Annotated in this window: 18 protein-coding genes; 17 read left to right on the top strand and 1 reads right to left on the bottom strand. The window is 72.1% G+C overall.

Annotated features, from left to right (window positions below):
- Positions 1-16 precede the first annotated feature (16 nt).
- From STRTU_RS10340 to STRTU_RS10330, 3 genes are all read left to right on the top strand, one after another.
- Positions 17-1,030 carry an AAA family ATPase gene (locus STRTU_RS10340; RefSeq protein WP_159743268.1) on the top strand — a complete coding sequence of 338 codons (1,014 nt, stop codon included), beginning with the start codon at positions 17-19 and terminating at the stop codon, positions 1,028-1,030.
- Entirely contained in the window at positions 1,027-5,841 is a 4,815-nt protein-coding gene (locus STRTU_RS10335; RefSeq protein ID WP_308789368.1) for an SAV_2336 N-terminal domain-related protein, read from the top strand. Before STRTU_RS10340 ends, STRTU_RS10335 begins: the two co-directional genes overlap by 4 nt.
- A 301-nt stretch (positions 5,842-6,142) precedes the next feature.
- Positions 6,143-7,312, top strand: a complete 1,170-nt coding sequence (locus tag STRTU_RS10330; RefSeq protein WP_159743266.1) for a cysteine desulfurase family protein — start codon at positions 6,143-6,145, stop codon at positions 7,310-7,312.
- Between the two features lie 36 nt (positions 7,313-7,348).
- Here STRTU_RS10330 and STRTU_RS10325 read toward each other — a convergent pair whose 3' ends face one another.
- Entirely contained in the window at positions 7,349-8,071 is a 723-nt protein-coding gene (locus STRTU_RS10325) for an N-acetylmuramoyl-L-alanine amidase (RefSeq protein WP_159743265.1), read from the bottom strand.
- A gap of 54 nt (positions 8,072-8,125) precedes the next feature.
- On the opposite strand from STRTU_RS10325, the gene mnmA reads away from it, so the two are divergent.
- The 14 genes from mnmA to gatB all read left to right on the top strand — a co-directional run bounded on the left by mnmA (position 8,126) and on the right by gatB (position 25,319).
- A complete protein-coding gene (mnmA, locus tag STRTU_RS10320; RefSeq protein WP_159743264.1) occupies positions 8,126-9,256 on the top strand; it encodes a tRNA 2-thiouridine(34) synthase MnmA in 1,131 nt (376 codons plus the stop codon).
- A 232-nt stretch (positions 9,257-9,488) separates the two neighbouring features.
- Complete coding sequence (locus STRTU_RS10315; protein WP_371873670.1) at positions 9,489-10,238, top strand: VC0807 family protein; 750 nt, start codon at positions 9,489-9,491, stop codon at positions 10,236-10,238.
- A 403-nt stretch (positions 10,239-10,641) separates the two neighbouring features.
- Positions 10,642-12,018, top strand: a complete 1,377-nt coding sequence (gene gdhA, locus STRTU_RS10310) for an NADP-specific glutamate dehydrogenase (protein WP_174878838.1) — start codon at positions 10,642-10,644, stop codon at positions 12,016-12,018.
- Positions 12,019-12,158: 140 nt separating this feature from the next.
- A complete protein-coding gene (locus STRTU_RS10305; RefSeq protein WP_159743263.1) occupies positions 12,159-12,701 on the top strand; it encodes an LOG family protein in 543 nt (180 codons plus the stop codon).
- A gap of 48 nt (positions 12,702-12,749) precedes the next feature.
- Entirely contained in the window at positions 12,750-13,439 is a 690-nt protein-coding gene (locus STRTU_RS10300; protein ID WP_159743262.1) for an SDR family oxidoreductase, read from the top strand.
- Between the two features lie 157 nt (positions 13,440-13,596).
- On the top strand, positions 13,597-13,974 hold the full coding sequence (locus STRTU_RS10295) for a MarR family winged helix-turn-helix transcriptional regulator (protein WP_159746818.1): 378 nt from the start codon (positions 13,597-13,599) through the stop codon (positions 13,972-13,974).
- Positions 13,975-14,111: 137 nt separating this feature from the next.
- Positions 14,112-15,590: an MFS transporter gene (locus tag STRTU_RS10290; RefSeq protein ID WP_246240336.1), complete on the top strand. Its 1,479-nt coding sequence runs from the start codon at positions 14,112-14,114 to the stop codon at positions 15,588-15,590.
- A 113-nt stretch (positions 15,591-15,703) separates the two neighbouring features.
- Positions 15,704-16,717, top strand: a complete 1,014-nt coding sequence (locus STRTU_RS10285; RefSeq protein ID WP_159743261.1) for a methionine synthase — start codon at positions 15,704-15,706, stop codon at positions 16,715-16,717.
- A 31-nt stretch (positions 16,718-16,748) separates the two neighbouring features.
- Positions 16,749-18,965 carry an NAD-dependent DNA ligase LigA gene (gene ligA, locus STRTU_RS10280; protein ID WP_159743260.1) on the top strand — a complete coding sequence of 739 codons (2,217 nt, stop codon included), beginning with the start codon at positions 16,749-16,751 and terminating at the stop codon, positions 18,963-18,965.
- 156 nt (positions 18,966-19,121) lie between these two features.
- Complete coding sequence (locus STRTU_RS10275; RefSeq protein ID WP_159743259.1) at positions 19,122-21,230, top strand: putative bifunctional diguanylate cyclase/phosphodiesterase; 2,109 nt, start codon at positions 19,122-19,124, stop codon at positions 21,228-21,230.
- 529 nt (positions 21,231-21,759) lie between these two features.
- Complete coding sequence (gatC, locus tag STRTU_RS10270) at positions 21,760-22,056, top strand: Asp-tRNA(Asn)/Glu-tRNA(Gln) amidotransferase subunit GatC (RefSeq protein WP_006602950.1); 297 nt, start codon at positions 21,760-21,762, stop codon at positions 22,054-22,056.
- Between the two features lie 5 nt (positions 22,057-22,061).
- Positions 22,062-23,555 (top strand): Asp-tRNA(Asn)/Glu-tRNA(Gln) amidotransferase subunit GatA, encoded by a 1,494-nt coding sequence (gene gatA / locus STRTU_RS10265; RefSeq protein ID WP_159743258.1) that lies wholly within the window; start codon positions 22,062-22,064, stop codon positions 23,553-23,555.
- Between the two features lie 5 nt (positions 23,556-23,560).
- Complete coding sequence (locus tag STRTU_RS10260; RefSeq protein ID WP_033266953.1) at positions 23,561-23,794, top strand: hypothetical protein; 234 nt, start codon at positions 23,561-23,563, stop codon at positions 23,792-23,794.
- A gap of 16 nt (positions 23,795-23,810) precedes the next feature.
- Positions 23,811-25,319 (top strand): Asp-tRNA(Asn)/Glu-tRNA(Gln) amidotransferase subunit GatB, encoded by a 1,509-nt coding sequence (gene gatB, locus STRTU_RS10255; RefSeq protein ID WP_159743257.1) that lies wholly within the window; start codon positions 23,811-23,813, stop codon positions 25,317-25,319.
- The last annotated feature ends 33 nt before the right edge of the window (positions 25,320-25,352 follow it).

The raw sequence follows: 25,352 nt of genomic DNA, 5'->3' as shown, positions 1-25,352 counted from the left end.
ACGAGGAGAACGCGCGGTGACCGGACAGAGCGCAGCAGGCGCACACGACGACCCGGGGACGGAGCCGGAGGACTGGTGGGTGTTCCGCGGCCCGTCACCGCTGCCCGCCCCGCCGCCCTGGCGGCATCTGCCCGCCGGCCGGGGGGCCGCGCCCCGTGCGCCCTACCTCCTGGAGCGCAACGAGATCTCCGTCGTCAACGCCGCCCTCCATCTGCACCGCCCGCTGCTGGTCACCGGCCGCCCCGGCGCAGGCAAGAGCTCACTGGCCCGCGCCGTCGCCGGGGAACTCGGGCTGGGCGACGTCCTGCGCTGGTCGGTCAACAGCCGCTCCACGCTCCAGGACGCCCTCTACCGCTATGACGCCGTGGGCCGCCTCCGGGAAGCCTCGCTGCGCCGGGAGCGCGAGGCCTCGTACGGCTCCGTGCGCCGCCCCCGGGCCCGGCGCGCCACCGCGGCCGGGGACATCGGCCAGTATCTGCGCCTCGGCCCGCTCGGCAGCGCACTGGCGGCCGGCCGGCCCCGCGTCCTGCTCGTCGACGAACTCGACAAGGCCGATATCGACCTGCCCAACGACCTGCTGGTCGTGCTGGAGGAGGGCGAGTTCGAGATCCCGGAGCTGGCCCGGCTGCCCGAGCACCAACAGGAGGTCCAGGTCCTGCTGAGCGGAAGCCGGGAGCGGGTCGCGGTCCACCGCGGGGTGGTCCGCTGCACCCACTTCCCGATCGTCATCATGACCAGCAACGGCGAACGGGACTTCCCGCCCGCCTTCCTGCGCCGCTGCGTACGCCTGGATCTGCCGGAGCCGACCGGCGACCGGCTGCGGAGGATCATCGAACACAACCTGGGGGAGGAGGCGGTCGCCGCGGCGGAGGACCTCATCGAGGTCTTCCACCAGCGCGCGAAGACCCAGACACTGGCCACCGACCAGCTGCTGGCCGCGGTCCATCTGCGCATCAGCGGCGCCGACCTCACCAAGGAAGAGCTGCTCGCCGCCGTGCTGCACCGTCTCGACGAGTCCATGTCGCCATGATCGACCGACTGCGACAGGCGATGTCGGCCGCCGGTTACGACCTCGGGGCGATGGAGCTCCTTGATGTGTTGTGGCTGTCGCGGGTGATGGAGGGGCGTGTAGGGGAGTCGGGGGATGCGGGGGCGTCGGGGGACGTGGGGGACGTGGGGGACGTGGGGGAGTTTGTGGGTGGGGTGGGGAATGCGAGGGGTGTTGGGGGTGAGCGGGGCCGGGAGGCCGAGGAGGTCGAGGAGGCCGGTGGGGTCGGCGAGGCGAACGGGGGTTCCGAAGCTGGGGTGTTGGGTGCGTCCGAGGCGTCTGATGCGTCCGATGTAGCTGACGTGGCCGATGCGTCCGGCGTCCCTTCCGGCGTCCCTTCCGGCCCCGGCGACTCAGCGGCACCTGACGACGGGCCCCGCCCCGGGCCCCGCTCCGCTCCCTGCGACCCGTTGGCGCCCGCCGTCCCGCCGCGTCGTGCGCTGTACGCCATGGGCAGCCAGGGCGGTGCGCCGGGTGCGGACCGGGCCCGTCCGGCGCGCGTCCCCGGTGGGCGTGCGCTGCCCGATGCCCAGCAACTGGGCCGTGCGCTGCGCCCGTTGCGCAGGACCCGGGACCATCCGCACCGCACCGTCACCGACATCGAGGCCACCGTCCGCCTCGCCGCCGAGACCGGCTTCCTCGATGTCGTCTCCCGCCCGGACCAGGAGCGCTGCCGGTCGGCCGTGCTGCTGGTGGACTGCTCGCCGTCCATGCAGGTGTGGGGCCCGCTCGCGGCCGAGCTGCGCGCGCTCCTCGCCCGGAGTACGGTCTTCCGTTCCGTCCGCGTCCTTCCGGTCGACCCCCGGGATCCGGGCGGCCCGGTGGGGCGCCGACGGCCCGCGGGTCCGGTGGTGACCTTCCTGCTGACCGACGGTACGAGCCCGGGGTGGCGCAGCCCGCAGGCCGTCCGTGCCCTCGCGGCATGGGGCCGCGGCGGCCCGCTGGCCGTACTCAACCCGCTGCCCCGGCGGCTGTGGCGGGGCACCGCCCTGGATGCCCGCCCGCGGCTCCTGGCTGCACCGGGCGAGTTCGATCCGCTCGGCCGGCTCATCGTCTGTGACGCGCTGAGCGGTGAGCGCGATCCGGAGGCGGACGGTCTTCTCGCGCTGCCCGTATTGCACCCGACGCCCTCCGCGCTGGAACAGTGGGCCGGGCTGCTCACCCGCCCCGGAGTGCCGCATCTGATCGAAACGGTACTGCTGGACGAGGCGCCCGCCGCCCCGGCCCGGCCCGCCGTACCCCAGGGCACGGCGGAGGAGCTGCTGGCCCACTTCCGGGGTGCCTTCTCGCCCGAGGCATACCGTCTCGCCGTCCGCCTCTCGGCCATCCGCCCCCTGACCACACCACTGATGCAGCTGGTGCGCGCCGCCACGATGCGGGACGCCGGGCCCACCCATGTGGCGGAGATCCTGCTCGGCGGCCTCCTGGAACGCACCGACCAGGCGCGGGACGCGGCCGCCGCGCACACCCTGGACCGTGCCCTGGGCGCGCCGCCATCGTGCCAACTCAGCGAGCCCGTCTACGACTTCCGCCCTGGTGTACGGGAGCTGCTGTTCAGCGGCCTCGGTGCCGAACAGGCCGTGGAGGTCGTCGAGGCGGTCGGGCGGTCGCTGGAGCCGTACATGGGGCGGCTGCCGGATTTCCCGGTCCTGATGGGCGACGAGGAGGGGGAGCTGCGGCTCCAGGCGTCGGCGCGGGCCTTCGCGGTGCTGGCCAGTCCCGTATTGGAGCGGATGGGGGGTGTGGTGCCCGAGTTGACGGACCACCCGCTGCCACCGCAGCGCCGCCCCGCGTCCCCGCCCCCGCCGCCGCGCTTCGGTGTCCTCGGGCCCGTGCGCGCCTGGCGCGGGGCGACGCCGCTGGCGCTGGGCGGTCCGGAGGAACGGGCCCTGCTGGCCGCCCTGTTGCTGCGGCCGGGGCACTCCGCCGACGCGGCCGAGCTGATTCCCGGCCTCTGGGGCGAGCGGCCGCCGGGGGCCGCCCGCTCCGCGCTTGCCGCCTGCGCCGCCCGGCTGAACGCGTCGCTCGGCCCCGACACCGGGGCGGGCACGGGAGCGGACCTCCTGGTCAGGGAGCAGGACGGGGGCTACGCGCTGCGCCGTCCCGACGGCAGCGCGCCCGTCCTGGACCTCGATCTCGACCGGGCCGAGCAGCTGGTCGACCGGGCCCGCCGCGCCGTGGACCCGGCCGTGGCCCGTCAACTGCGGGATGAGGCACTGGCGTTGTGGGACGGCGAACCGCTCGCCGGACTGCCGGGGCCGTTCGCCGCGGGCCAGCGGGCCCGGCTGGAGCGCTGGCGCGGCGACCTCATGGCCGACGTCTACCGTCCCCTGGCCGAGCCCGAGCCCGAGCCCGAGCCCGAGCCCGAGCCCGATTCGGCCGGGCCCCGGGCCGACGTGGTGGCGCTGCCGCCCGCGCCGGAGCGGTTCGCCGGGCGGGCCGTGCAGCTCTCCCGCCTGGCCGCCGAATTGACGGGCGGCACCGGGGGCACCGGGGACACCGGGGGCGCCCCGCCCTGCCGCTTCCTCCATGGGCGGGCCGGGGCGGGCAAGACGGCTCTCGCGCTGCGGGTCGCGCACGAGGTGGCGGATGACTTCCCCGACGGCCGGCTGTTCCTGGATCTGCGCGGCAGCGCCGAGGCGGCAGAGGAGCGGGTGACGCCGACCGGCGCCCTCGAAGCGCTGCTGCGCGCGCTGGGCGTGCCGGACGACCGCATCCCCCGGTGGCGCGACGGCCGGGCGGCCCTCTACCGCTCCCTGCTGGCCGAACGCCGTGTCCTCATCGTGCTGGACGACGCACCCGGCGCCGACGCGTCCGATGCGTCGGCCCTGGCTCCCCTGCTCCCCGGCCGTACGCCCACACCGGGAGCCCGCGGCGGCGCCGTCCTGATCACCGGCCGTACCTGCCCGCCGCTTCCCCCGCCCGCCGAGGCCGTCGAGCTGGGCACACTGCCCCCCGCCGAGGCCCAGGAGCTGTTCACCGACCCCGGCCCCCCGACGCTCCGCTGGCTCGACGCGCAGCTCTCCCCGCCCGCGCGGCGGGCCTTCCGCCTCCTCGCCGCGACGGACACCGCCGAGGCCGCCTCGTCCGCGGACCTCTCGTCCGGCGCCGCGGCCGCTCTGCTAGGTGCCACCCCGCATCGCACCGGCCCCCTCCTGGACGAACTGCGTTCCGTCGGCGCACTCCGCAAGGCGGGCCCCGACCGCTACCGCTATACGGGCCAACTGCGCCGTCTCGCCTGCCGGTCCGCCGCTCAGGAGCTGCCGGCGGAGGCGCACGACGAGGCCCTGGTCCGGCTGCTGACCTGGTACCTGGCCATGGGCCGCCAGGTGCACGCGCTGCGGTGTCCGGGCGACCGGCTGCTCCATGACCTCGCCGGTGTACCCTCCGACGGCCCGCTGCCCCCTACGAAGGACCGGGACGACGCCCTGGCCGCCTGGGCCGGGGAAGCCCCCCGGCTGCTCGCGCTCATCCGCCGGGCTGCGCTCCGCACCCCGGGGATCGTCCGCCAGGCCGCCGACCTCCTGCTGCTCGCCCAGGTGACGGCCGACTCCGGAGCGCTCTCCGCCGCCTACGAGCCGGCCGCCCGTGCGGTGGCGGCGCGGGCGGCCCGGGACGGCGCCGCACGGGCCGAAGGCCGGGCCCGGGACGGCCTTGCACGGGCCGAAGGCCGGGCCCGGGTCGCGCTCGCGGAGGCGTACCTCGCACTGGGCAAGTGCGCCGAGGCGGAGCCCGAGGCGCGGCGCGCGGAGCAACTGGCCGACCGCTGCGGCGATCCCCTGACGCGCTTCCGCGCACCGTATGCGCGCGGCCTCATCGCCCTCCAACAAGGGCGGCACGACACCGCGGAGCGCCATCTGATCGCGGCATGGCAGCAGTGCACCGAGCCCGACGAACTCGGCGAGGCCGCCGCACTCGGCGCCCTGGCCCGGCTCTGGGCGGCGACCGGCAACAGCAGCGAAGCCGTGCTGTTCGCCGAGCGGAGCGTGGCCCTCCACCACCGCGGCGGCCACGGCTCCCCGCTGCTCGCGCACGGCCGCTACGCACTCGCCGAAGCGCTCGCTGCGGCCGGCCGGCCCGCCGAGGCGCTCCGCGAACTCGAACAGGCGCTGCCCCTCTTCGAGGCGGACCGCCAGCAGCTCTGGGCGGGGCGTACCCGCTGCCGGATGGCCGCGGCGATGGTCGCCCTGATCCGGCCCGGCGAGGCGGTGACCGCCGCCGAGGACGCGGCGCGACGGCTGCTGGTGCCGGGCGGCGAACGGTGGCGGGCCGACGCACTGACCGCCCTGGGCCACGCCGAGACCGCCTTGGGCCGTAAGCGAAGCGCCCAGGCACACTGGCGCGAAGCCCTCACCATCCACGAGGCGTTCCACACCCCGCAGGCCCGCCCCCTCCGCACCCTCCTACGAGCCAAGGAGACCGCCCCACCCACGGGCCCGCACCGCCCCGCCCTCTCCCGCACCGCAGACCTGGCCCGCACCGCCACGGCCCTACGCGACCTGACCGCAGCCCTCCACACCCTCACCGACCAACTACGCCTCCAGAGGGCCACCGACAGTCCGGCCGCCCCTGCCCCCTTTGAGACGCTCGACGCCCTCGACGCCCTGGAGGCCGAACTCACCACCACACTCGCCGACTTCCCCCACACCACCCGCCCCTCACGCACCACCCTCCACCGCCTCCGCACCACCCTGGAAACCCTGACCTCCCCGCAGTCCCTGCCGTCCCCGTCACCCGCCCTCACCGAGGCAGCGTCGACGGCCCGCGAGATCGGGCGACGGTTGGCTCCGTAGACGGGAGGGCGACGGGGCGCTCAAAGCGTGACCACGGCCCGCCGGGCCGTGTCCGTGGCCAGGCCCCGGTACGCGATCAGCTCCGCGAGCCACTCCGTCATGACCGTCAAGCAAGTGACTCCTTACCGGGGCGTCGGGGGAGTCGAGGGGACGGGCGGGCCGGCCCGTGGCCGTATACCCGTGGCCGTATAGGGGAGGAGGCCGGTGGACCCGCCCCGGGCGCGCCCGGCGTACGGCGCTCCCGTGTGCTGCGCATGCGCCCCCGGAGCCCACCGCGGGGGCTCGTAGAATCGTGCGCACCATGGTTTACCTCGACCACGCCGCCACCACCCCGATGCTCCCGGAGGCGGTGCAGGCGATGACCGCCCAGCTGACCGTCACCGGCAATGCGTCCTCGCTGCACGCCGACGGCCGGCGGGCCCGGCGTACCGTCGAGGAGGCGCGCGAATCCCTCGCCGTCTCGCTCGGCGGCCGCCCGAGCGAGATCGTCTTCACCGCGGGCGGCACCGAGGCCGACAACCTCGCGGTCAAGGGCCTGTACTGGGCGCGCCGGGCCGCCGACCCGGCCCGTACCCGCGTCCTCGCCAGCCCCGTCGAGCACCATGCGGTCCTCGACGCCGTGGAGTGGCTCGCCGAGCACGAAGGCGCCCGCGTCGAGTGGCTGCCGGTCGACAGCTACGGCCGGGTGCACGCCGAGGCGCTGCGCTCGGCCCTCGCCAGCAACCCCGCCGATGTCGCGCTGGCCACGGTCATGTGGGCCAACAACGAGATCGGCACCATCCAGCCGGTGCGGGAACTGGCCGAGGTCGCCGCGGAGTTCGAGATTCCGCTGCATGCCGACGCGGTGCAGGCCGTCGGCCAGCTGGAGGTCGACTTCGCCGCCTCAGGGCTCGCCGCGATGACGGTCTCCGCCCACAAGATCGGCGGGCCGTACGGCATCGGCGCGCTGCTGCTGGGCCGCGAGTACGCCCCGGTGCCGGTGCTGCACGGCGGCGGCCAGGAACGGCACGTCCGCTCCGGCACCCTCGACACCCCGGCCATCGCCGCCTTCGCCGCCGCCGCCCGGCACGCCGTCGCCCACCGCGAGGACTTCGCCCGCGACATCGGCGCGCTCCGCGACGACCTGGTCAAGGCCGTCCGCGCCGCCGCCCCGGACGCCGTCTACGGCGGCGACCCGGACCCCGCCGGCCGCCTCCCCGCCAACGCCCACTTCTCCTTCCCCGGCTGCGAGGGCGATTCCCTCCTGCTCCTCCTGGACGCCCAGGGCATCGCCTGCTCCACGGGCTCCGCCTGCACCGCCGGTGTCGCCCAGCCCAGCCATGTCCTGCTGGCGACGGGCATGTCCCCGGACCTCGCCCGTGGCACCCTGCGGTTCTCCCTGGGGCACACCTCCACCGCGGAGGACGTGGCGGCACTGGCCGAGGCCATCGGGCCGGTGGTGGAGCGGGCGAGGAGCGCGGGGCTCAGCTAAGGGCTGTCCCGTCCTCTGGGGCAGCGGCTCAGTCCGTCAGCCCTTCCCCACAGGCGGGCTTTCCCGCGCCCGTACGGGGGGCTTGCGCAGCTCGGCCCGTACGAGGCGCAGATAGCGGTCCCAGTTCCAGTGCGGCCCCGGATCGGTGTGATCCGTCCCGGGCACCTCCACATGCCCCACGACGTGCTCCCGGTCGGCCGGGAAGCCGTACCGCCGGCAGATCTCTGCCGTCAGCCGCGCCGACGACGCGTACATCGCATCCGTGAACGACTCCGGCCGGTCCACGAAGCCCTCGTGCTCGATCCCCACGCTCCGCTCGTTGTAGCCGCGGTTGCCCGCATGGAACGCCACGTCCAGTTCGCGGATCATCTGGGCGACATGCCCGTCCTTGCGGACGACGTAGTGCGCGCCGGCCTCGTGATCCGGGTCCCGGAAGACATCCAGCGCGGTCGCATAGCTGCCCTGGACGACATGGATGACCACCCGGTCGATCACGTAATCCGCGGGCCGGTCCGCCCGCCGGTAGTTCTCCGGGGACGCCGCTATCCACTGCGCGCCCCGGTGGTCGACCGCACCGGCCGTGCGCGGCTTCGCATTGCCCGGCAGCCGCCACCACCAGTGCGCCAGCGCATCGCGCCCCGCGAAAGCCGCGGCCCCGGCGGCCACCGCCCCGCCGCCCCCGATCCACAGCGCCCGGCGCCGCGTGATCCCGGCCGTGGCCTCCTGGCCGTCGGCCTTCTCCCCGTCCCTCTTCCCCATGAGCTGCATAACGCTTTCGGCCCTGTCCGTGGTTCCGTCTACTCTGGACTGGCTATGACTGATGACGCTCCCCGCCGCCTCCGCGTGCTCGCCGCCATGTCCGGCGGCGTGGACTCCGCCGTTGCCGCCGCTCGCGCCGCCGAGGCCGGCCATGATGTGACCGGCGTGCATCTCGCGCTCTCCGAGAACCCGAAGTCGTTCCGCACCGGCGCCCGCGGCTGCTGCACGATCGAGGATTCGCACGACGCCCGCCGTGCCGCCGACGTCATCGGCATCCCCTTCTACGTCTGGGATCTCGCCGAGCGCTTCCGGGCGGATGTCGTCGACGACTTCATCGCGGAGTACGAGGCCGGGCGCACCCCGAACCCCTGCCTGCGCTGCAACGAGAAGATCAAGTTCGCCGCGCTGCTGGACAAGGCGCTGGCCCTGGGGTTCGACGCCGTCTGCACCGGCCATTACGCCACGGTCGTGCTGCGCGAGGACGGCACCCGCGAACTGCACCGCGCCTCCGATATGGCCAAGGACCAGTCGTACGTCCTCGGTGTCCTGGACGACCGCCAGCTCGCGCACGCCATGTTCCCGCTCGGCGACACCCTCACCACCAAGGCGGAGATCCGTGAAGAGGCCGCCCGCCGCGGTCTGTTCGTCGCCAAGAAGCCGGACAGCCACGACATCTGCTTCATCGCCGACGGCGACACCCAGGGCTTCCTGGCCAAGCGGCTCGGCACGGCGCCGGGCGATATCGTCGACGAGTCCGGCAACCGCCTCGGTACGCACGAGGGCGCGTACGGCTTCACCATCGGCCAGCGCAAGGGCCTGCGCATCGGCCACCCGGCTCCTGACGGCAAGCCGCGCTATGTCCTCGACATCTCCCCGGTCGACAACACCGTCACCGTCGGCCCCGCCGCCTCCCTGGACGTGATGGCGCTGACCGCGATCCGCCCCCGCTGGTGCGGCCGCCCCCCGACGGCCGGTCCCGCGACCTACACGGCCCAGCTCCGTGCCCACGGCGGCGAGACCGAGGTCACCGCCGAGCTGATCGGCGACGCCGAGCTCCAGGTGTCCTTCACCGAGCCCGTCCGCGGAGTGGCCCCCGGCCAGGCGATCGTGCTCTACGACGGCTCCCGCGTGGTCGGCTCGGCCACCATCGCCACCACGGAGCGAGCGGCGCGCGCGGAGGCGTAGCGGGGCTCCCGGAGGCGTTCCGGGAGAGGCGCGACGTCATCGTTCGCCGTGCCCGATCTGACAAATGTCATGGCGATCCCGGGACAGTTGGAACTGCCGCCGGCCACGGCTGTGCACGAAGCTGAATGCAGCGCGGGAAGCAGCAGCGCACAGCGATGTGGGGGAGAGCGCCGTGAGTGGGAATCAGTCCGTGGCCGACGTGGACGATGCAGCGGATGTGGCCGACGTGGCCGTGGGGGCCGAGGGGGAGCGCGGCGATTCGGCGCTGAAGAGCTTTGTGCCGCTGATCGTGGACGCCGGGATTCCGGTGGCCTCGTACTACCTCCTCAGCGACGGCTTCGGGTTCAGCACGGTGGCCGCGCTGGGCTGGAGCAGCGTGGTACCGGCGCTGCGGACGGTGTGGAGCCTGGTCAGCAGCCGCAGCGTGAACGGCCTCGCCCTGCTGATCCTGATCGTCAATGCGGTGGGCCTGGGGCTGAGCGCGGTGGCCGGTGATCCACGGCTGATGATGGCCAAGGACAGCGCTGTGAGCAGCGTGGTCGGAATCGTGATCCTGCTCTCCGTGCGGGCGAACCGGCCACTGATGACCACGGGACTCAAGCCGTGGGTCACCAAAGGGAGCGCGGCCGGCAACGCCGCCTGGGACCGGCTGATGGCCGGCTCGGAGCGGTTCCGACGGGCCGAGCGGCGGTTCTCGGCGATATGGGGGACGGCGCTGCTGACCGAGTGCGTGGTCAAGGTCATCGGTGCCTACACCGTGCCGGTGCACACCATGGTCTGGCTGGGCACGGTGCTGACGGTGGTGGCCATCCTGGCGGCGATCGTCATAGCCGGGGGCAGCTGCGCCGACCCGATGGAGAAGATGGTCCGAGCCGAGGTCGAGGCGGAGGCGGAGACCGTGGCCGGGCGCACCGCTGACCCGGGCGGGGCGGAGGCGCGGAGCGGCGCGCCCGCTGCGGCGGCGGCCGGGGCGGCGAACTAGGCCGGCGCCAGGAACGGCAGCAGACCCTCGGCGAGGCAATACGGGCTGGTGGGGCGCGTGAGGTGGGCCAAGACCGCTGGTCAACTGTGAGGTCCCGCACAGCCCGCGGCCCGGAAAACCGGTGCGCGGCGGCCGTCACCGGTGCGCTGACCTGCGGGCTTGGGGTGGGGGAGGGCGGGCCGGAGGAGTCGGGCGATTGTGTACGGGAGCGACGTGTCGTATATCCCACAGTCGATTGGCGGGGTGCCGCCAAATAGGGTCGGCAAAGCGACGGGACGTCAGCGGCTGCCAGGGCGATAAATGGTGACGATAGGGACCGGCAAGGAGTTGTAGACCTTGTGAGGGCTCGTCAGAGTCCGGACCGCAGGCGGCCTTTCCGCGGCCACGAAAGGGAACGTAAGTCATGTCGACTGTTCAATCTCAGGTCAAGCCCGGCGTTCATTCGGCCGGGCCGGCATCCCTGTACGCCGAGCTGGTCCGGCGAAATCCCGGGGAGCCCGAGTTCCATCAGGCGGCACTTGAGGTGCTGGAGACGCTGGCCCCGGTGCTGGCAGCCCGCCCGGAGTTCGCCGAGGCGAAGATCCTGGAGCGGATCTGTGAGCCGGAGCGGCAGATCATGTTCCGGGTCCCCTGGCAGGACGATTCCGGGGCGATTCACGTCAACCGCGGTTTCCGGGTGGAATTCAACAGCGCGCTCGGCCCGTACAAGGGCGGCCTGCGTTTCCACTCGTCCGTGAATCTGGGGATCGTCAAGTTCCTCGGCTTCGAACAAATCTTCAAGAATTCCCTTACCGGCCTCAACATCGGCGGCGGTAAGGGCGGCAGCGATTTCGATCCGCACGGCAAGTCGGACGCCGAAGTCATGCGATTCTGCCAGTCGTTCATGATGGAGCTGCATCGTCATCTCGGCGAGCACACGGATGTACCGGCCGGCGATATCGGCGTCGGCGGCCGGGAGATCGGCTACCTCTTCGGCCAGTACCGGCGGATCACCAATCGCTGGGAGGCCGGTGTGCTCACCGGCAAGGGCCTGTCCTGGGGCGGCTCCAAGGCCCGTACGGAGGCCACCGGTTACGGCAATGTGCTCTTCACCGAGGAAATGCTCAAGCAGCGCGGCGAGGAGCTGGACGGCCAGCAGGTGGTGGTCTCCGGGTCCGGCAATGTCGCCATCTACACCATCGAGAAGGCGCAGGCGCTCGGCGCCCACGTGCTGACCTGCTCGGACTCCGGCGGCTATGTCGTCGACGAGAAGGGCATCGACCTGGCCCTGCTGCGGCAGATCAAGGAGGTCGAGCGCGGCCGGATCAGCGCGTACGCCGAGCGGCGCGGGGTGTCGGCCACCTATGTGCCCGGTGGGCGGGTGTGGGATGTCGCATGCGATGTGGCGCTGCCGTCGGCGACCCAGAACGAGCTGGACGAGGACGCCGCCCGGATCCTGATCCGCAACGGCGTCAAGGCGGTCTCCGAGGGCGCCAACATGCCGACCACACCGGAGGCGGTGACGCTCCTCAAGTCGGCCGGTGTGGCCTTCGGCCCCGGCAAGGCGGCCAACGCGGGCGGGGTGGCGACCAGCGCGCTGGAGATGCGGCAGAACTCCTCCCGTGAGGCATGGGCCTTTGAACGCACCGAGGGCGAACTCGCAGCCATCATGCGCGGCATCCACCACCGCTGCTACGAGACCGCGGAGCGCTTCGGCCGGCCGGGCGACTACGTCGCAGGCGCCAACATCGCCGGCTTCGAGCGGGTCGCGGAGGCGATGCTGGATCAGGGGCTGATCTGACCTGAGGGGGCTTGTCCCCCCCACCCCCGAACCCACCCCCGCCCCCTCCCCCGAAGGGGGAGAGGGGGAGGGGGCGGGGGAGAGCCTCGTGGGGGCTTTGCCCAGAGCTTCGTCGGCCCCGTCGCTCGTAAGGTGACCGCATGAATATCTGTGTTTTCTGCTCCGCCGCCGATCTTGACGACCGCTATGTCACCCCCGCCCGCGAGTTCGCCGAGCTGATCGGCCGGGGCGGACATGCGCTGGTCTGGGGCGGTTCGGATACCGGCCTCATGAAGGTTATGGCCGACGGGGTGCAGGAGGCCGGCGGAAAGCTGATCGGCGTTTCCGTGGAGTTCCTGGCGCACAAGGCGCGCGAGGGCGCCGATGAGATGGTCGTCACCAAGGACCTCGCCGAGCGGAAGGCGCAGATGCTGCTGCGCGCCGATGCCGTCGTCATCATGGTCGGCGGTACGGGGACCCTGGACGAGGCCACCGAGATCCTGGAGCTGCGCAAGCACGGGATGCACAGCAAGCCGGTGGTGCTGCTCAACACCGCGGGCTTCTATGACGGGTTGAAGCAGCAGTTCCAGCGGATGGAGGCGGAGGGCTTCCTGCCGCTTCCCCTCACCGACCTGGTCTTCTTCGCGGAGGACGGCGTCGGCACGCTCGCCTACCTGGAGGAGAAGGCAGGCATCCAGGGCTGAGCCCCCGGGCCCCCGCGTCCGGCGGCCCCGCTCGTTAGGATCGGCCCCATGGGTACGCACTTGATCACGGGCGCAGGGTCGGGCATCGGAGCGGCGGTCGCACGGCGGCTCGCGGACCGCGGGGAGGACCTGTGGCTGCTGGCGCGTAACGCGGTCCGGGCGAAGGAGCTCGCCGCGCAGTTTCCCGGCGCCCGTACGCTCGTCGGTGATCTCGCCAACCCCGAGAAGCTGTCCTGGGCCTTCGGACAGCAGCCGCTGCCGGACCGGATCGACTCGCTCGTGCACAGCGCGGGCGTGATCGAGCTGGGTGCGATCGCCGATCTGCCGGCCAAGGCATGGCAGCGGCAGCTCGCCGCCAACCTGGTCGCACCCGCCGAGCTCACCCGCCTGTTGCTGCCGCTGGTACGGGCCGCCCAGGGGCAGGTCGTCTTTGTGAACTCCGGTGCCGGGCTGAGCGCGCGGGCCCAGTGGGGCGCGTACGCGGCGACCAAGCACGGCCTGAAGGCGCTGGCCGACTCGCTGCGGGCGGAGGAGCACGACAACGGCGTCCGGGTGACCTCGGTCTATCCGGGGCGCACGGCCACGCCGATGCAGGAGAGCACCCACCAGCAGGAAGGCAAGGAGTACGACCCGGGCCGCTGGATCGACCCGGAGTCGGTCGCGACGGCCATCCTCACGGCCATCGATCTGCCGCGGGACGCGGAGATCAACGATGTGTCGGTGCGGCCCGGACGCTGACGTACGGTCCGCCGCGTGGGCGGTTGTCCACGGCTTGTCCACAGCGTTCCTCCGCGCACCGCTGTTTTCCGCCGGGGCGACGTACGCTGCATGAGTGACCATTGAAGCGAAGGCGACCGCTGCGGCGGGGTGCGGGTTCCGGGAGATACGGGGGCTCGTGACGGAGCTGAGCCGCCGGCTCGACGCCCATCAGCGCAGCCGGGTCGCCGAGCTCGATCTGACGCCGACACAGGCCAAGGCGCTGGAGGAGCTCGGCGAGCCGAAGACCGCGCGGGAGCTGGCCGCGGTGCTGTGCTGCGAGCCGCCGAATGTCACCTACGTCATCTCCAAACTGGAGAAGCAGGGCATGGTCGTGCGCCGTCCGCATCCACTGGACGGGCGGGCCAAGCAGCTCGTACTCACCGACGCGGGGCGGGAGTTGCGGCTCGATCTGCTGCGGCGGATGGGGACCGCCTCGCCGCTGGACCACCTTTCGCACGAGGAGCGGGCAGCGTTGCGCGATGACCTGCTGAGGGCGCTGGGGCGGGGCGACTGACCGCTCGCGGGAGCAAGATGCCGCCGGGGCCCCGGGATGCACGCCGCATCCCGGGGCCCCGGCGGTTTCGTCTGCGTTCAGTAAAGTTATAGCTGTAACTATTGCGCGCGAGGATAGGTACAGCTTTAAGTAAATCTATGATCGCTGAGAAGGGTGCGCCGCATGTGACGGCGCCCGACCACGGCACAGCCACCCACGACCAGGCCCACGACCAGGCGCACGGTCAGACCCGGTCCCGGCCCCGGACCCAGACCCTCGCGCCACCACGCGCCCCGTCCCGCGACGGTCTCCAACTCCTCGTCCTGGCGCTCGGGTTCGTGATGGCGAGCCTGGACACCGGCATCATGAACGTCGCCGCGAACGAGCTGCGGGCCCGGCTCGGGCTGACCATGTCCGGCCTCACCTGGGTCGTCGACGGCTATGTCCTCGCCTTCGCCGCACTGCTGCTGCTCGCCGGCTCGCTGGCGAAGCGGTTCGGCGCCCGCCGGATCTATCTCATCGGGCTCGCCGTGTTCACCGCCGCGTCCCTTTTGGGCGCCCTCGCGCCGAACGGTGGCGTCCTGGTGGCGGCCCGCTTCGTCCAGGGGGTGGGCGCGGCGCTCTTCATGCCCAGCTCGCTGTCGCTGCTGATGCACGCCTTCCCCGAACCGGCGCGCCGGGCGAAGATCCTCGGCATCTGGTCGGCTGTCGTCTCCACCTCCGTAGGGCTGGCGCCGACCATCGGCGGTGTACTGGTCGGCACGCTCGGCTGGCGCAGCATCTTCCTCGTCAACCTCCCCATCGGCCTTGCCGGACTGCTGCTGACCCGGCGGTTCATCGTGGCGGTCCCGGCCCGCGGTTCGGCGCTCGGGGGTAGTGGCCATGTCCTGGGGCTGCTGGCTCTCGGGGCGCTGAGTTATGCGCTCATCGAGGGTCCCGGTATGGGCTGGTCTGCGCCGTTCGTCCTCGGGGCGTTCACGGTCGCGGCGGTCGCGCTCGCCGGATTCGTCGTCCGTGAACGGGCCGCCCGCACCCCGGTCCTGCCGGTCTCGCTCTTCGCGGACCGCAGTTTCGCCGCGGCGAATGTGGTGGGTTTCCTCTTCAACTTCGCCTTCTACGGGGCGCTGTTCGTCCTCGGCCTCTTTCTCCAGACCGCGCGCGGGGCGAGTCCGGTGACGGCGGGGCTGCAGATGCTCCCGGCAGTCCTGGTCATCCCGTTCGGCAACGTGCTCTACGCCCGCTTCGGGCTGCGGGTAGGCAACCGGACCGCGCTCACCGCCTCCCTGGCGCTCTCCGCCGTCGGCTACGTCCTGCTGTTCCTGCTCCTCGCGCCCGGCCTGCCGTACTGGGTCCTCGCGGTGGTGCTCGCGTGCGCCAACTTCGGCAGCGGGATCAGCTCCCCGGCGATGACCGGTGTCCTGATGGCGGCCGCGGGCCGTGAGCACGCCGACATCGGCAGCGCGACCCTCAACGCCAACCGCCAGATCGGCTCCCTGGTAGGCATCGCCGGTATGGGTGCCGTGCTGACGGGGGCAGGTGGCGGCTACCAGGGAGCGGCCTACGCCTTCGCCCTGACGGCGGCCGCGCTGGTGGCCGCGGCCGTGGTCGGCCGACTGGGCATACGCACCCGGGCGTGAGCGACGTCCACGGCCCGCCCCACGCACGCACACCGCCCCACGCACGCACACCCGCCCCACGCACGCACACCCGCCCCACCCCGCTCCTCGCCCCCGCCGCATACCCTTCCTGGGTGAGTGAGAACAGCACGCAGAAGTGGACCGCGGGCGCGGCGACCGGGATCGGGTCGATGCCGGGCGGTGACGCGCGGGAGGCGGCCAAGACCGTCACCGGATCGCTGGAGACCTTCCCGTATTTGCCGGAGCTCCCGGCCCGGGGCCCCGGTGCCGACATGATCGGCCGGACCCTCGGGATGCTGGTCGAGGTCTACGGCCATGTGGAGCCCAGCGGCTGGCGGATCAGTGACCGGCCGGGCCGGGACACCCGGCGGGCCCACTCTTGGCTCGGGGAGGATCTCGACGCCCTGGAGGAGTTCACCCAGGGGTACGAGGGCCCGCTGAAGGTCTCCGCGGTCGGCCCATGGACCCTGGCCGCCGCCCTGGAGCTGCGCAACGGCGAGGCGGCCGTCGGCGACCCCGGGGCCTGCCGGGATCTTGCGGCGTCCCTGGCGGAGGGGCTGCGCGGCCATCTCGCGGACGTACGGCGGCGGGTCCCGGGCGCGCGGGTCGTGCTGCAGCTCGACGAGCCGTCGTTGACGGCGGTGCTCCAGGGCCGGGTGAAGACGGCGAGCGGCTACCGCACCCACCGGGCGGTGGACCGGGCGGTCGTCGAGGGCGCGCTCCGTGATCTTGTCGGGGTGGCGGAGGGCGGTCCCGTGGTCGTCCACTCGTGCGCGCCCGAGGTGCCCTTCGGGCTGCTGCGGCGGGCCGGTGTCGCGGGCGTCTCGTTCGATTTCTCGCTGCTCACCGAGCGTGAGGAGGAGGTGATCGGGGAGGCCGTCGAGGGCGGTACGACGCTGTTCGCGGGCGTGGTGCCGGGCGTGGACGGCCCATTGTCAGACCCTGCCGGTAGCGTCATGGGGGTCAGGACGCTGTGGCGCAGGCTGGGGCTGTCGCCGGGGACTCTCAGCGAGTCCGTGGTCATCACCCCGTCGTGCGGTCTGGCGGGCGCTTCGCCCGCTTATGCCCGCTCCGCTCTCGCCCACTGCGTCCGGGCGGCGAGATCACTCGCAGACAACCCTGAGTGACCGCACTCAAGGACCACGGGAGGACAAGACGGTGGCTGGCGAACAGCACGCAGCGGAATCCAAGGTGCCCGCAGAGGCGCGGGAGAAGCACGCGCAGCTCGCTGAGCAGATCGAGGAGCATCGCTTCCGGTATTACGTGAAGGACGCCCCGGTCATCAGTGACGCGGAGTTCGACAAGCTGCTGCGCTCCCTGGAGGCCCTGGAGGACGAGCACGCCGAGCTGCGCACCCCCGATTCGCCGACCCAGAAGGTCGCCGGGGCCTATGCCACGGAGTTCACCGAGGTCGAGCACCGCGAACGGATGCTCTCGCTCGACAACGCCTTCGACGACGAGGAGTTGGCGGGCTGGGCCGAGCGGATCGCCGGTGAGCTGGGCGGCGACCCCAAGAGCGCCAAGTACCACTTCCTGTGCGAGCTGAAGGTCGACGGCCTCGCCGTCAACCTCACCTACGAGCAGGGCCGGCTGACCCGCGCCGCCACCCGCGGCGACGGCCGTACGGGCGAGGACATCACCCCCAACGTCCGTACGATCGCCGAGATCCCGCACCGTCTGAAGGGCGAGCGGATCCCGGATCTGGTCGAGGTGCGCGGGGAAGTCTTCTTCCCGATGGAGAAGTTCCTCGCACTCAACGAGCGGCTGGTGGCCGACGGCAAACCGCCGTTCGCCAACCCCCGTAACGCCGCGGCCGGTTCGCTGCGCCAGAAGGACCCCAAGGTCACCGCCAGCCGCCCGCTGCACATGGTCGTGCATGGTGTCGGGGCCCGCGAAGGTCTGGAGATCGAGCGGCTGTCGGAGGCGTACGACCTGCTCAAGGAGTGGGGCCTGCCGACCGCCACACACAACAAGGTGGTCGACTCCCTCGCGGCCGTGCGGGAGTTCATCGACCATTACGGCGACGCCGAGACCCGCCGTACGGCCGTCGAGCACGAGATCGACGGCGTGGTCGTCAAGCTGGACGAGATCCGGCTCCAGGGGCGGCTGGGCTCGACCTCGCGGGCGCCGCGCTGGGCGATCGCCTGGAAGTACCCGCCGGAGGAGGTCAACACCAAGCTGGTCGACATCCGCGTCGGCGTCGGCCGTACGGGACGGGTCACGCCGTATGCCGTGGTCGAGCCGGTGACCGTGGCCGGGTCCGAGGTGGAGTTCGCCACCCTGCACAACCAGGACGTGGTCAAGGCCAAGGGTGTGTTCATCGGGGACACCGTCGTGATCCGCAAGGCCGGCGACGTGATCCCGGAGATCCTGGGCCCGGTTGCCGATCTACGGGACGGCAGCGAGCGGGAGTTCGTGATGCCGGCCGAGTGCCCCGAGTGCGGGACGGCGCTGCAGCCCGCCAAGGAAGGCGATATCGATCTGCGGTGTCCCAACGCCCGTGCCTGCCCCGCCCAGATCCGCGAGCGGCTGTTCTACCTGGCCGGCCGCAAGTGTCTGGACATCGAGAACTTCGGCTATGTCGCGGCGACGGCGCTCAGCCAGCCGCTGGAGCCGTCCGAGCCGCCGCTGAGGGACGAGGGCGATCTTTTCGGCCTCTCCATCGAACAGCTGCTGCCCATCAAGTCGTATGTCCTGGACCCCGATTCGGGTCTGCCCAAGCGTGACCCGAAGACCGGCGAGGAGAAGGTCGTCACCTTCTTCGCCAACCAGAAGGGCGAGCCGAAGAAGAACGCCCTGGCCATGCTGGAGAACATCCAAGCGGCCAAGCAGCGCCCGCTGGCCCGGATCATCACCGGTCTGTCGATCCGGCATGTGGGCCCGGTGGCGGCCGAGGCGCTGGCCCGGGAGTTCCGCTCGATCGACCGCATCCGGGACGCGGACGAGACGGAGCTGGCCGCCGTCGACGGTGTCGGGGGCACGATCGCGGCCTCGCTGAAGCAGTGGTTCGCCGTGGACTGGCACCAGCAGATCATCGAGAGCTGGCGGGCCGCGGGCGTCCGAATGGAGGAGGAGCAAACGGGTGATGAGGGCCCACGGCCGCTGGAAGGCGTCACCGTCGTGGTAACGGGCACACTTCAGTCACACACCAGAGATGGCGCGAAAGAGGCCCTCCAGAACCTCGGAGCGAAGGTGACCGGTTCTGTTTCGAAGAAGACCGGATTCGTAGTTGTGGGCGACAACCCTGGTTCGAAGTACGACAAGGCCATGCAGTTGAAGGTCCCCGTGTTGGACGATGATGGCTTCGCGGTGCTGCTGGAGCAGGGTCCTGACGCAGCGCGAGCGGTAGCTGTCACTCCACCTGAGGAGGAGTGAGGTGTCACCTCATCGGCGCATACCAGATTGATCCGCGACGCCGGGTCGCATTCGGGCAACCGTCGTCGATCGCTGCCCGTCGCGGCCTTCCGCGGCCTACTGTTGAGGAGTGCGCCTGCCGTGGCGCGGGCACAGCCGGCTGTGAGAGGGATCGGAATGAAACCGACCGACAGCGCCGCTCCGGCGTCGCGGCTCCGGCGGCTCGTCGTGCCCGCGCTGCCCGCGACCATCGTCTCCGTGGCGGGCCTCGCGCTCGCCACGGGCGTCATCGTGACCCTCCGCCAAGGTGACGCTCTGTTCCCCGGCGGTTCCGTGGGCTGGTCGCTGGCGATCCTCACGGGCATCATCGTCGGCCATCTGGTCGCCCTCGGCCGCGACCGCTGGTGGGGCGGCACGGGCTCCGGCGCCGCCCTGGCCCTCGCCGTCCTGCTGCTGTACGGCTGGGTGCCCGCCGCCCTCGTCAGCCTCTCCGTGGTCGTCCTGGTCGGTGCCGCCCGGCGGCACCGCTGGCGACAGGCCGTGGTGCACGGTGCCGTGGACATCCTCGGCCTCGGCACCGCGGCGCTCGGCCTCGCCGCGTTCGGGGTGGTCTCCAGCGTCCGCCACCCCTGGGCCCCGTCGGCCTGGAACCTCTCCGTCCTCCCCGAAGTCGTCGTCACCGCCGCCGCCTACCTCCTCGTCAGCCGCGGCCTGCTCTGGATCAGCCTCACCCCGCACACCGGCCAGCTGCCGGCCATCCCCCGAACGGCCGTGGTCCGGCAGGCACTTGTCGGTATCGCGCTGCTCGGCATCTCCCCGCTGATCGCCGTCTGCGCCATCCACGCCCCCCTGCTGCTGCCGCTGTTCGCGGTACCCCTCATCGCGCTGGACTCCACCCTCTGGATAGCCCGCGCCCGCGCCGAGGAGCAGCTGCGCGACCCGCTCACCGGCCTGCCCAACCGCCAGTGGCTGCTGGAGCGCACCTGGACCGCCCTGGACGACGCCGAGCGCGTCGGCGTCCGCTCGGCGCTGGTCCTCATCGACCTGGACCGCTTCCGCTCCGTCAACGACACCCTCGGCCACCTCGCCGGCGACCGCCTGCTGCTGCAGATCGCCGAGCGCCTGCGGCACGCCCTCCCGCGCGGCGCCGAGGCGGCCCGGCTCGGCGGCGACGAGTTCGCCGTCCTGCTGCCCACCACCGACTCCCTCACCAGCTCCCAGCGGGCGGCCCGCAACCTCGTCGCCGCCCTCGGCTCCCCGCTGGACCTCGACGGACTGACCCTCGTGCTCGAAGCCAGCGCCGGGGTCGCCGTCTTCCCCGACCACGCCCTCGACGCCGAGGGACTGCTGCGCCGCGCCGATGTGGCGATGTACCAGGCCAAGCGCGACCGCAGCGGTGTCGAGCTCTACGAGGCCAAGCGGGACGGCAACACCCCTGACCGGCTCGGCCTGTTGGGCGATCTGCGCCGCGCCCTGGACGCCGGCGACGTCGAGCTGCACTACCAGCCCAAGGTCGGCTTCGACGGGCATGTCGCCGGACTGGAGGCGCTGGTCCGCTGGGTGCATCCGGACCGCGGCCGGGTGCCACCGGACGAGTTCATCGCCATCGCCGAGTCCTCCGGGCTGATGCCCCGGCTGACGGAGTACGTCCTGGAGACCGCGCTCGCCCAGGTGGCGCGCTGGCGCGCGATGGGCCTGGAGGTGCCGGTCGCCGTCAATGTCTCCCCGCGCGATGTGCACTCCCCGGGATTCGCCGGTGCCGTCGCCGCCCGCCTGGCCCGGCATCGCGTGCCACCCGGCGCCCTCCAACTGGAGATCACCGAACACGTCCTCCTGGAGGACCCGCAGCGGGCCGCCGACACCCTTGCCGGGCTCACCGCGCACGGCGTCAAGATGTCCCTGGACGACTTCGGCACCGGCTACTCCTCCCTCGTCCACCTGAGACGCCTCCCGGTCAGCGAGCTCAAGATCGACCGCTCGTTCGTGGCCCGGCTGGCCGTCGACACGGAGGACGCGGAGATCGTCCGCTGCACCCTGGACCTCGCCCACTCCCTCGGCCTCCTGGTCGTCGCGGAGGGCGTCGAGGACGACGAGACCTGGGAGCGGCTGCGCGACCTCGGCTGCGACGCCGTGCAGGGCTGGCTGGTGGCCGCGGCGATGCCACCGGACGAAACCACGGCCTGGCTGAGAGCCCGCGGAGAGCGCGGCTGGCAGCGCGAATCGGAGACGGCCGCCCTGGCGGCGGAGAAGGCCGCTCAGCGCCCTTCGGGACAGGTCCTGAACTGACCCGGCCACCGGCCGTCCCATGTCCCCGCTCCGAAGAACCCGCCCAGACGCCCACCCCGCCCGACGACTCCGGCACGCCTGACGACTCCGGCACGCCCGACGACTGCGGCACACCCGACGTCCCCGACGCCTCCGCCCCACCGGCCTCACCCGCCCCGCCCACCGAGACGGACGACGCGGACGAGCCGTCGGCCACGGACGCGCCGCCGGAGACGGCCGAGGCACCGGAGACCGACGAGCCGGACGAGACCGACGAGCCGCCACCGGCAAACGACGTCCGGACCCCCGAGGAGCCCGACGACCCACCCGGCCCGAAGGCCCCCTAGCCGCGCCCCCGGGCGTCCCCCGCCGGATCACGGAACCGGGCCGCGCCGGGCGTTCGCGGCGGCCCCCGGCGAAACGGTTTCGCGGCAGCTCTTCCGTACGCCATAGGATTGGGCCGGAAAAGTTCACAGGAGCATTCGACGAGAAGACTCCTCCTGGACATTCCGCCCGGAACACTCCGCCCAGAACACCAGAGGATCGCTGCATGCCTGGCATCACGCGCGAGGAGGTCGCCCACCTCGCCCGGCTGGCACGTCTGGAGCTGAAGGCCGAAGAGCTCGACCACTTCGCCGGACAGCTCGACGACATCATCGGCGCGGTCGCCCGCGTCTCCGAGGTCGCCGACCAAGACGTACCGCCGACCTCCCACCCGCTGCCCCTGACCAACGTCATGCGGCCGGACGAGGTCCGTCCGTCGCTGACCCCCGAGCAGGCGCTCTCCGGCGCCCCGGCCCAGGAGCAGCAGCGTTTCAAGGTGCCGCAGATCCTGGGGGAGGAGTGACCGACATGGCAGACCTGATCAAGCTCACCGCCGCCGAGATCGCGGCGAAGATCGCCGCCGGCGAGCTCACCGCCGTCGAGGTGACCGAGGCCCACCTGGCCCGCATCGACGCCGTCGACGAGAAGGTGCACGCCTTCCTGCACGTCGACCGCGAGGGCGCGCTCGCCCAGGCCCGCGCCGTGGACGAGAAGAAGGCCCGCGGCGAGAAGCTCGGCCCGCTGGCCGGTGTCCCGCTCGCGCTCAAGGACATCTTCACGACGGAGGGCATTCCCACCACCGTCGGCTCGAAGATCCTCGAAGGCTGGCTGCCGCCGTACGACGCGACGCTGACCAAGAAGCTCAAGGCCGCCGACGTCGTCATCCTCGGCAAGACCAACATGGACGAGTTCGCCATGGGGTCGTCGACGGAGAACAGCGCCTACGGGCCGACCGGCAACCCCTGGGACCTGACCAAGATCCCCGGCGGCTCCGGCGGTGGCTCCAGCGCCGCCCTCGCCTCCTACGAGGCCCCGCTCGCCATCGGCACGGACACCGGCGGCTCCATCCGCCAGCCCGCGTCCGTCACCGGCACGGTCGGCGTCAAGCCCACCTACGGCGGCGTCTCCCGTTACGGCATGGTCGCGTTCTCCAGCTCCCTGGACCAGGGCGGCCCCTGCGCCCGTACGGTCCTGGACGCCGCGCTGCTCCACGAGGTCATCGCCGGGCACGACCCGCTGGACTCCACCTCCATCGACGCGCCGGTCCCGCCGGTCGTCGAGGCGGCCCGCAACGGCAGCGTCGAGGGCATGCGCGTCGGCGTCGTCAAGCAGTTCCGCGGCGAGGGCTACCAGGCCGGTGTCATCCAGCGTTTCGACGAGTCGGTCGCGCTGATGAAGGAGCTGGGCGCCGAGATCGTCGAGCTGGACTGCCCGTCCTTCGACCTCGCGCTGTCCGCGTACTACCTGATCGCGCCCTCGGAGTGCTCCTCCAACCTGGCCCGCTTCGACGCCATGCGCTACGGCCTGCGGGTCGGCGACGACGGCAGCAAGTCCGCCGAGGACGTCACCGCCCTGACCCGTGAGGCCGGTTTCGGCCCCGAGGTCAAGCGCCGGATCATCCTCGGTACGTACGCGCTCAGCTCCGGCTACTACGACGCGTACTACGGCTCCGCCCAGAAGGTGCGGACGCTGATCACCCGCGACTTCGAGAAGGCCTTCGAGCAGGTCGACGTGATCATCTCGCCGACCACGCCGACCACCGCCTTCCCGATCGGCGAGCGCACCGACGACCCGATGGCGATGTACCTCGCCGATGTGTGCACGATCCCCACCAACCTGGCAGGCAACGCGGCCATGTCGCTGCCCTGTGGTCTGGCCCCCGAGGACGGGCTGCCGGTGGGCCTGCAGATCATCGCTCCTGCCATGGCCGACGAACGGCTCTACAAGGTCGGTGCCGCGGTCGAGGCCGCGTTCACCGCCAAGTGGGGCCACCCGCTGCTTGAGGAGGCACCTGCACTGTGACCGCCATGACCAAGAAGGCCAAGAACTTCAAGAAGTCCAAGTCCGGTCTGTACCTGTCGATCGGCAGCACCGCGTTCGGCGCCATCAGCGTCGCCAAGCAGGCCAAGCTGGCCCGCAAGGAGAACGACACGCTCCGCCTGATCGACGCCGCCGTTTCGGCCGCGGCGATCGTCACCGGCCTGGCGATCCTCTACCGCGAACTGAAGCGCCTGGGCGACGACGACGTCCTGCTGGGCTGAGAGGGAAAGTTTCACCGTGACTGTCACTGACCTGGTGTCGTACGAGGACGCCCTCGCGGCGTACGACCCCGTCATGGGCCTGGAGGTCCATGTCGAACTCGGCACCAAGACCAAGATGTTCTGCGGGTGTTCCACGACTCTCGGCGCGGACGCCAACTCGCAGACCTGCCCCACCTGCCTGGGCCTGCCCGGCTCGCTGCCGGTCGTCAACGCGATCGGCGTCGAGTCCGCCGTCAAGATCGGCCTGGCCCTGAACTGCTCCATCGCCGAGTGGTGCCGCTTCGCCCGGAAGAACTACTTCTATCCGGACATGCCGAAGAACTTCCAGACCTCCCAGTACGACGAGCCGATCGCCTTCGACGGCTACCTCGACGTACAGCTGGAGGACGGGGAGGTCTTCCGGGTGCACATCGAGCGCGCCCACATGGAGGAGGACACCGGCAAGTCCACCCACATCGGCGGTGCCACCGGCCGTATCCACGGTGCCCGGCACTCCCTCCTGGACTACAACCGCGCCGGTATCCCGCTCATCGAGATCGTCACCAAGCCCATCGAGGGCGCGGGCGAGCGGGCCCCCGAGGTCGCCAAGGCGTACGTCGCCGAGCTGCGCGAGCTCATCAAGGCGCTGGGCGTCTCCGAGGCCCGGATGGAGCAGGGCCAGATGCGCTGCGACGTGAACCTCTCGCTGCGCCCCAACGGCACCGAGACGTTCGGTACGCGCTCGGAGACCAAGAACGTCAACTCCCTGCGCTCCGTGGAGCGTGCGGCCCGCTTCGAGATCCAGCGGCACGCCGCGGTGCTCTCGTCCGGCGGCACGATCGTCCAGGAGACCCGGCACTTCCACGAGGAGGACGGCTCCACCACGGCCGGCCGCATCAAGGACAACGCCGAGGACTACCGCTACTTCCCCGAGCCGGACCTGGTGCCGGTGGCCCCCTCCCGCGAGTGGGTCGAGGAACTGCGGGCGGCTCTGCCCGAGCTGCCGCGCGTCCGCCGTAACCGGCTGCGCGAGGAGTGGGGCATCTCCGAGCACGACATGCAGTCGATCCTCAACGCGGGCGCGGTCGACCTGATCACCGCCACCGTCGACGCCGGCGCGGACTCCGCCTCGGCCCGTAAGTGGTGGATGGGCGAACTGGCCCGCCGCGCCAACGAGGACGGCGTCGAGCCGGCCGCCCTGCCGATCACCCCCGAGCAGGTCGCCCGGGTCACCGCGCTGGTCGCCGACGGCTCCCTCAACGACAAGCTGGCCCGCCAGACCATCGAGGGCGTGCTGGCCGGCGAGGGCGACCCGGACACCGTCGTCGAGAAGCGCGGCCTCAAGGTCGTCTCCGACGAGGGCGCCCTGGGCACCGCCGTCGACGAGGCCATCGCCGCCAACGCCGCCATCGCCGACAAGATCCGCGGCGGCAAGGTCGCCGCGGCCGGCGCCCTGGTCGGCGCGGTCATGAAGGCCACCCGGGGCCAGGCGGACGCGGCCCGCGTCCGCGAGCTGATCTTGGAGAAGCTGGGCGTCGAGGGCTGACGTACCCACCGGTCCGGCAGCGCGGAGCGGCCG

Origin of the sequence: Streptomyces tubercidicus (genome assembly GCF_027497495.1) — a bacterium.
GTDB lineage: Bacteria > Actinomycetota > Actinomycetes > Streptomycetales > Streptomycetaceae > Streptomyces > Streptomyces tubercidicus.
The sequence above is the reverse complement of the archived record's forward strand: the minus strand, read 5'-3'. Positions and strand labels throughout refer to the sequence as shown.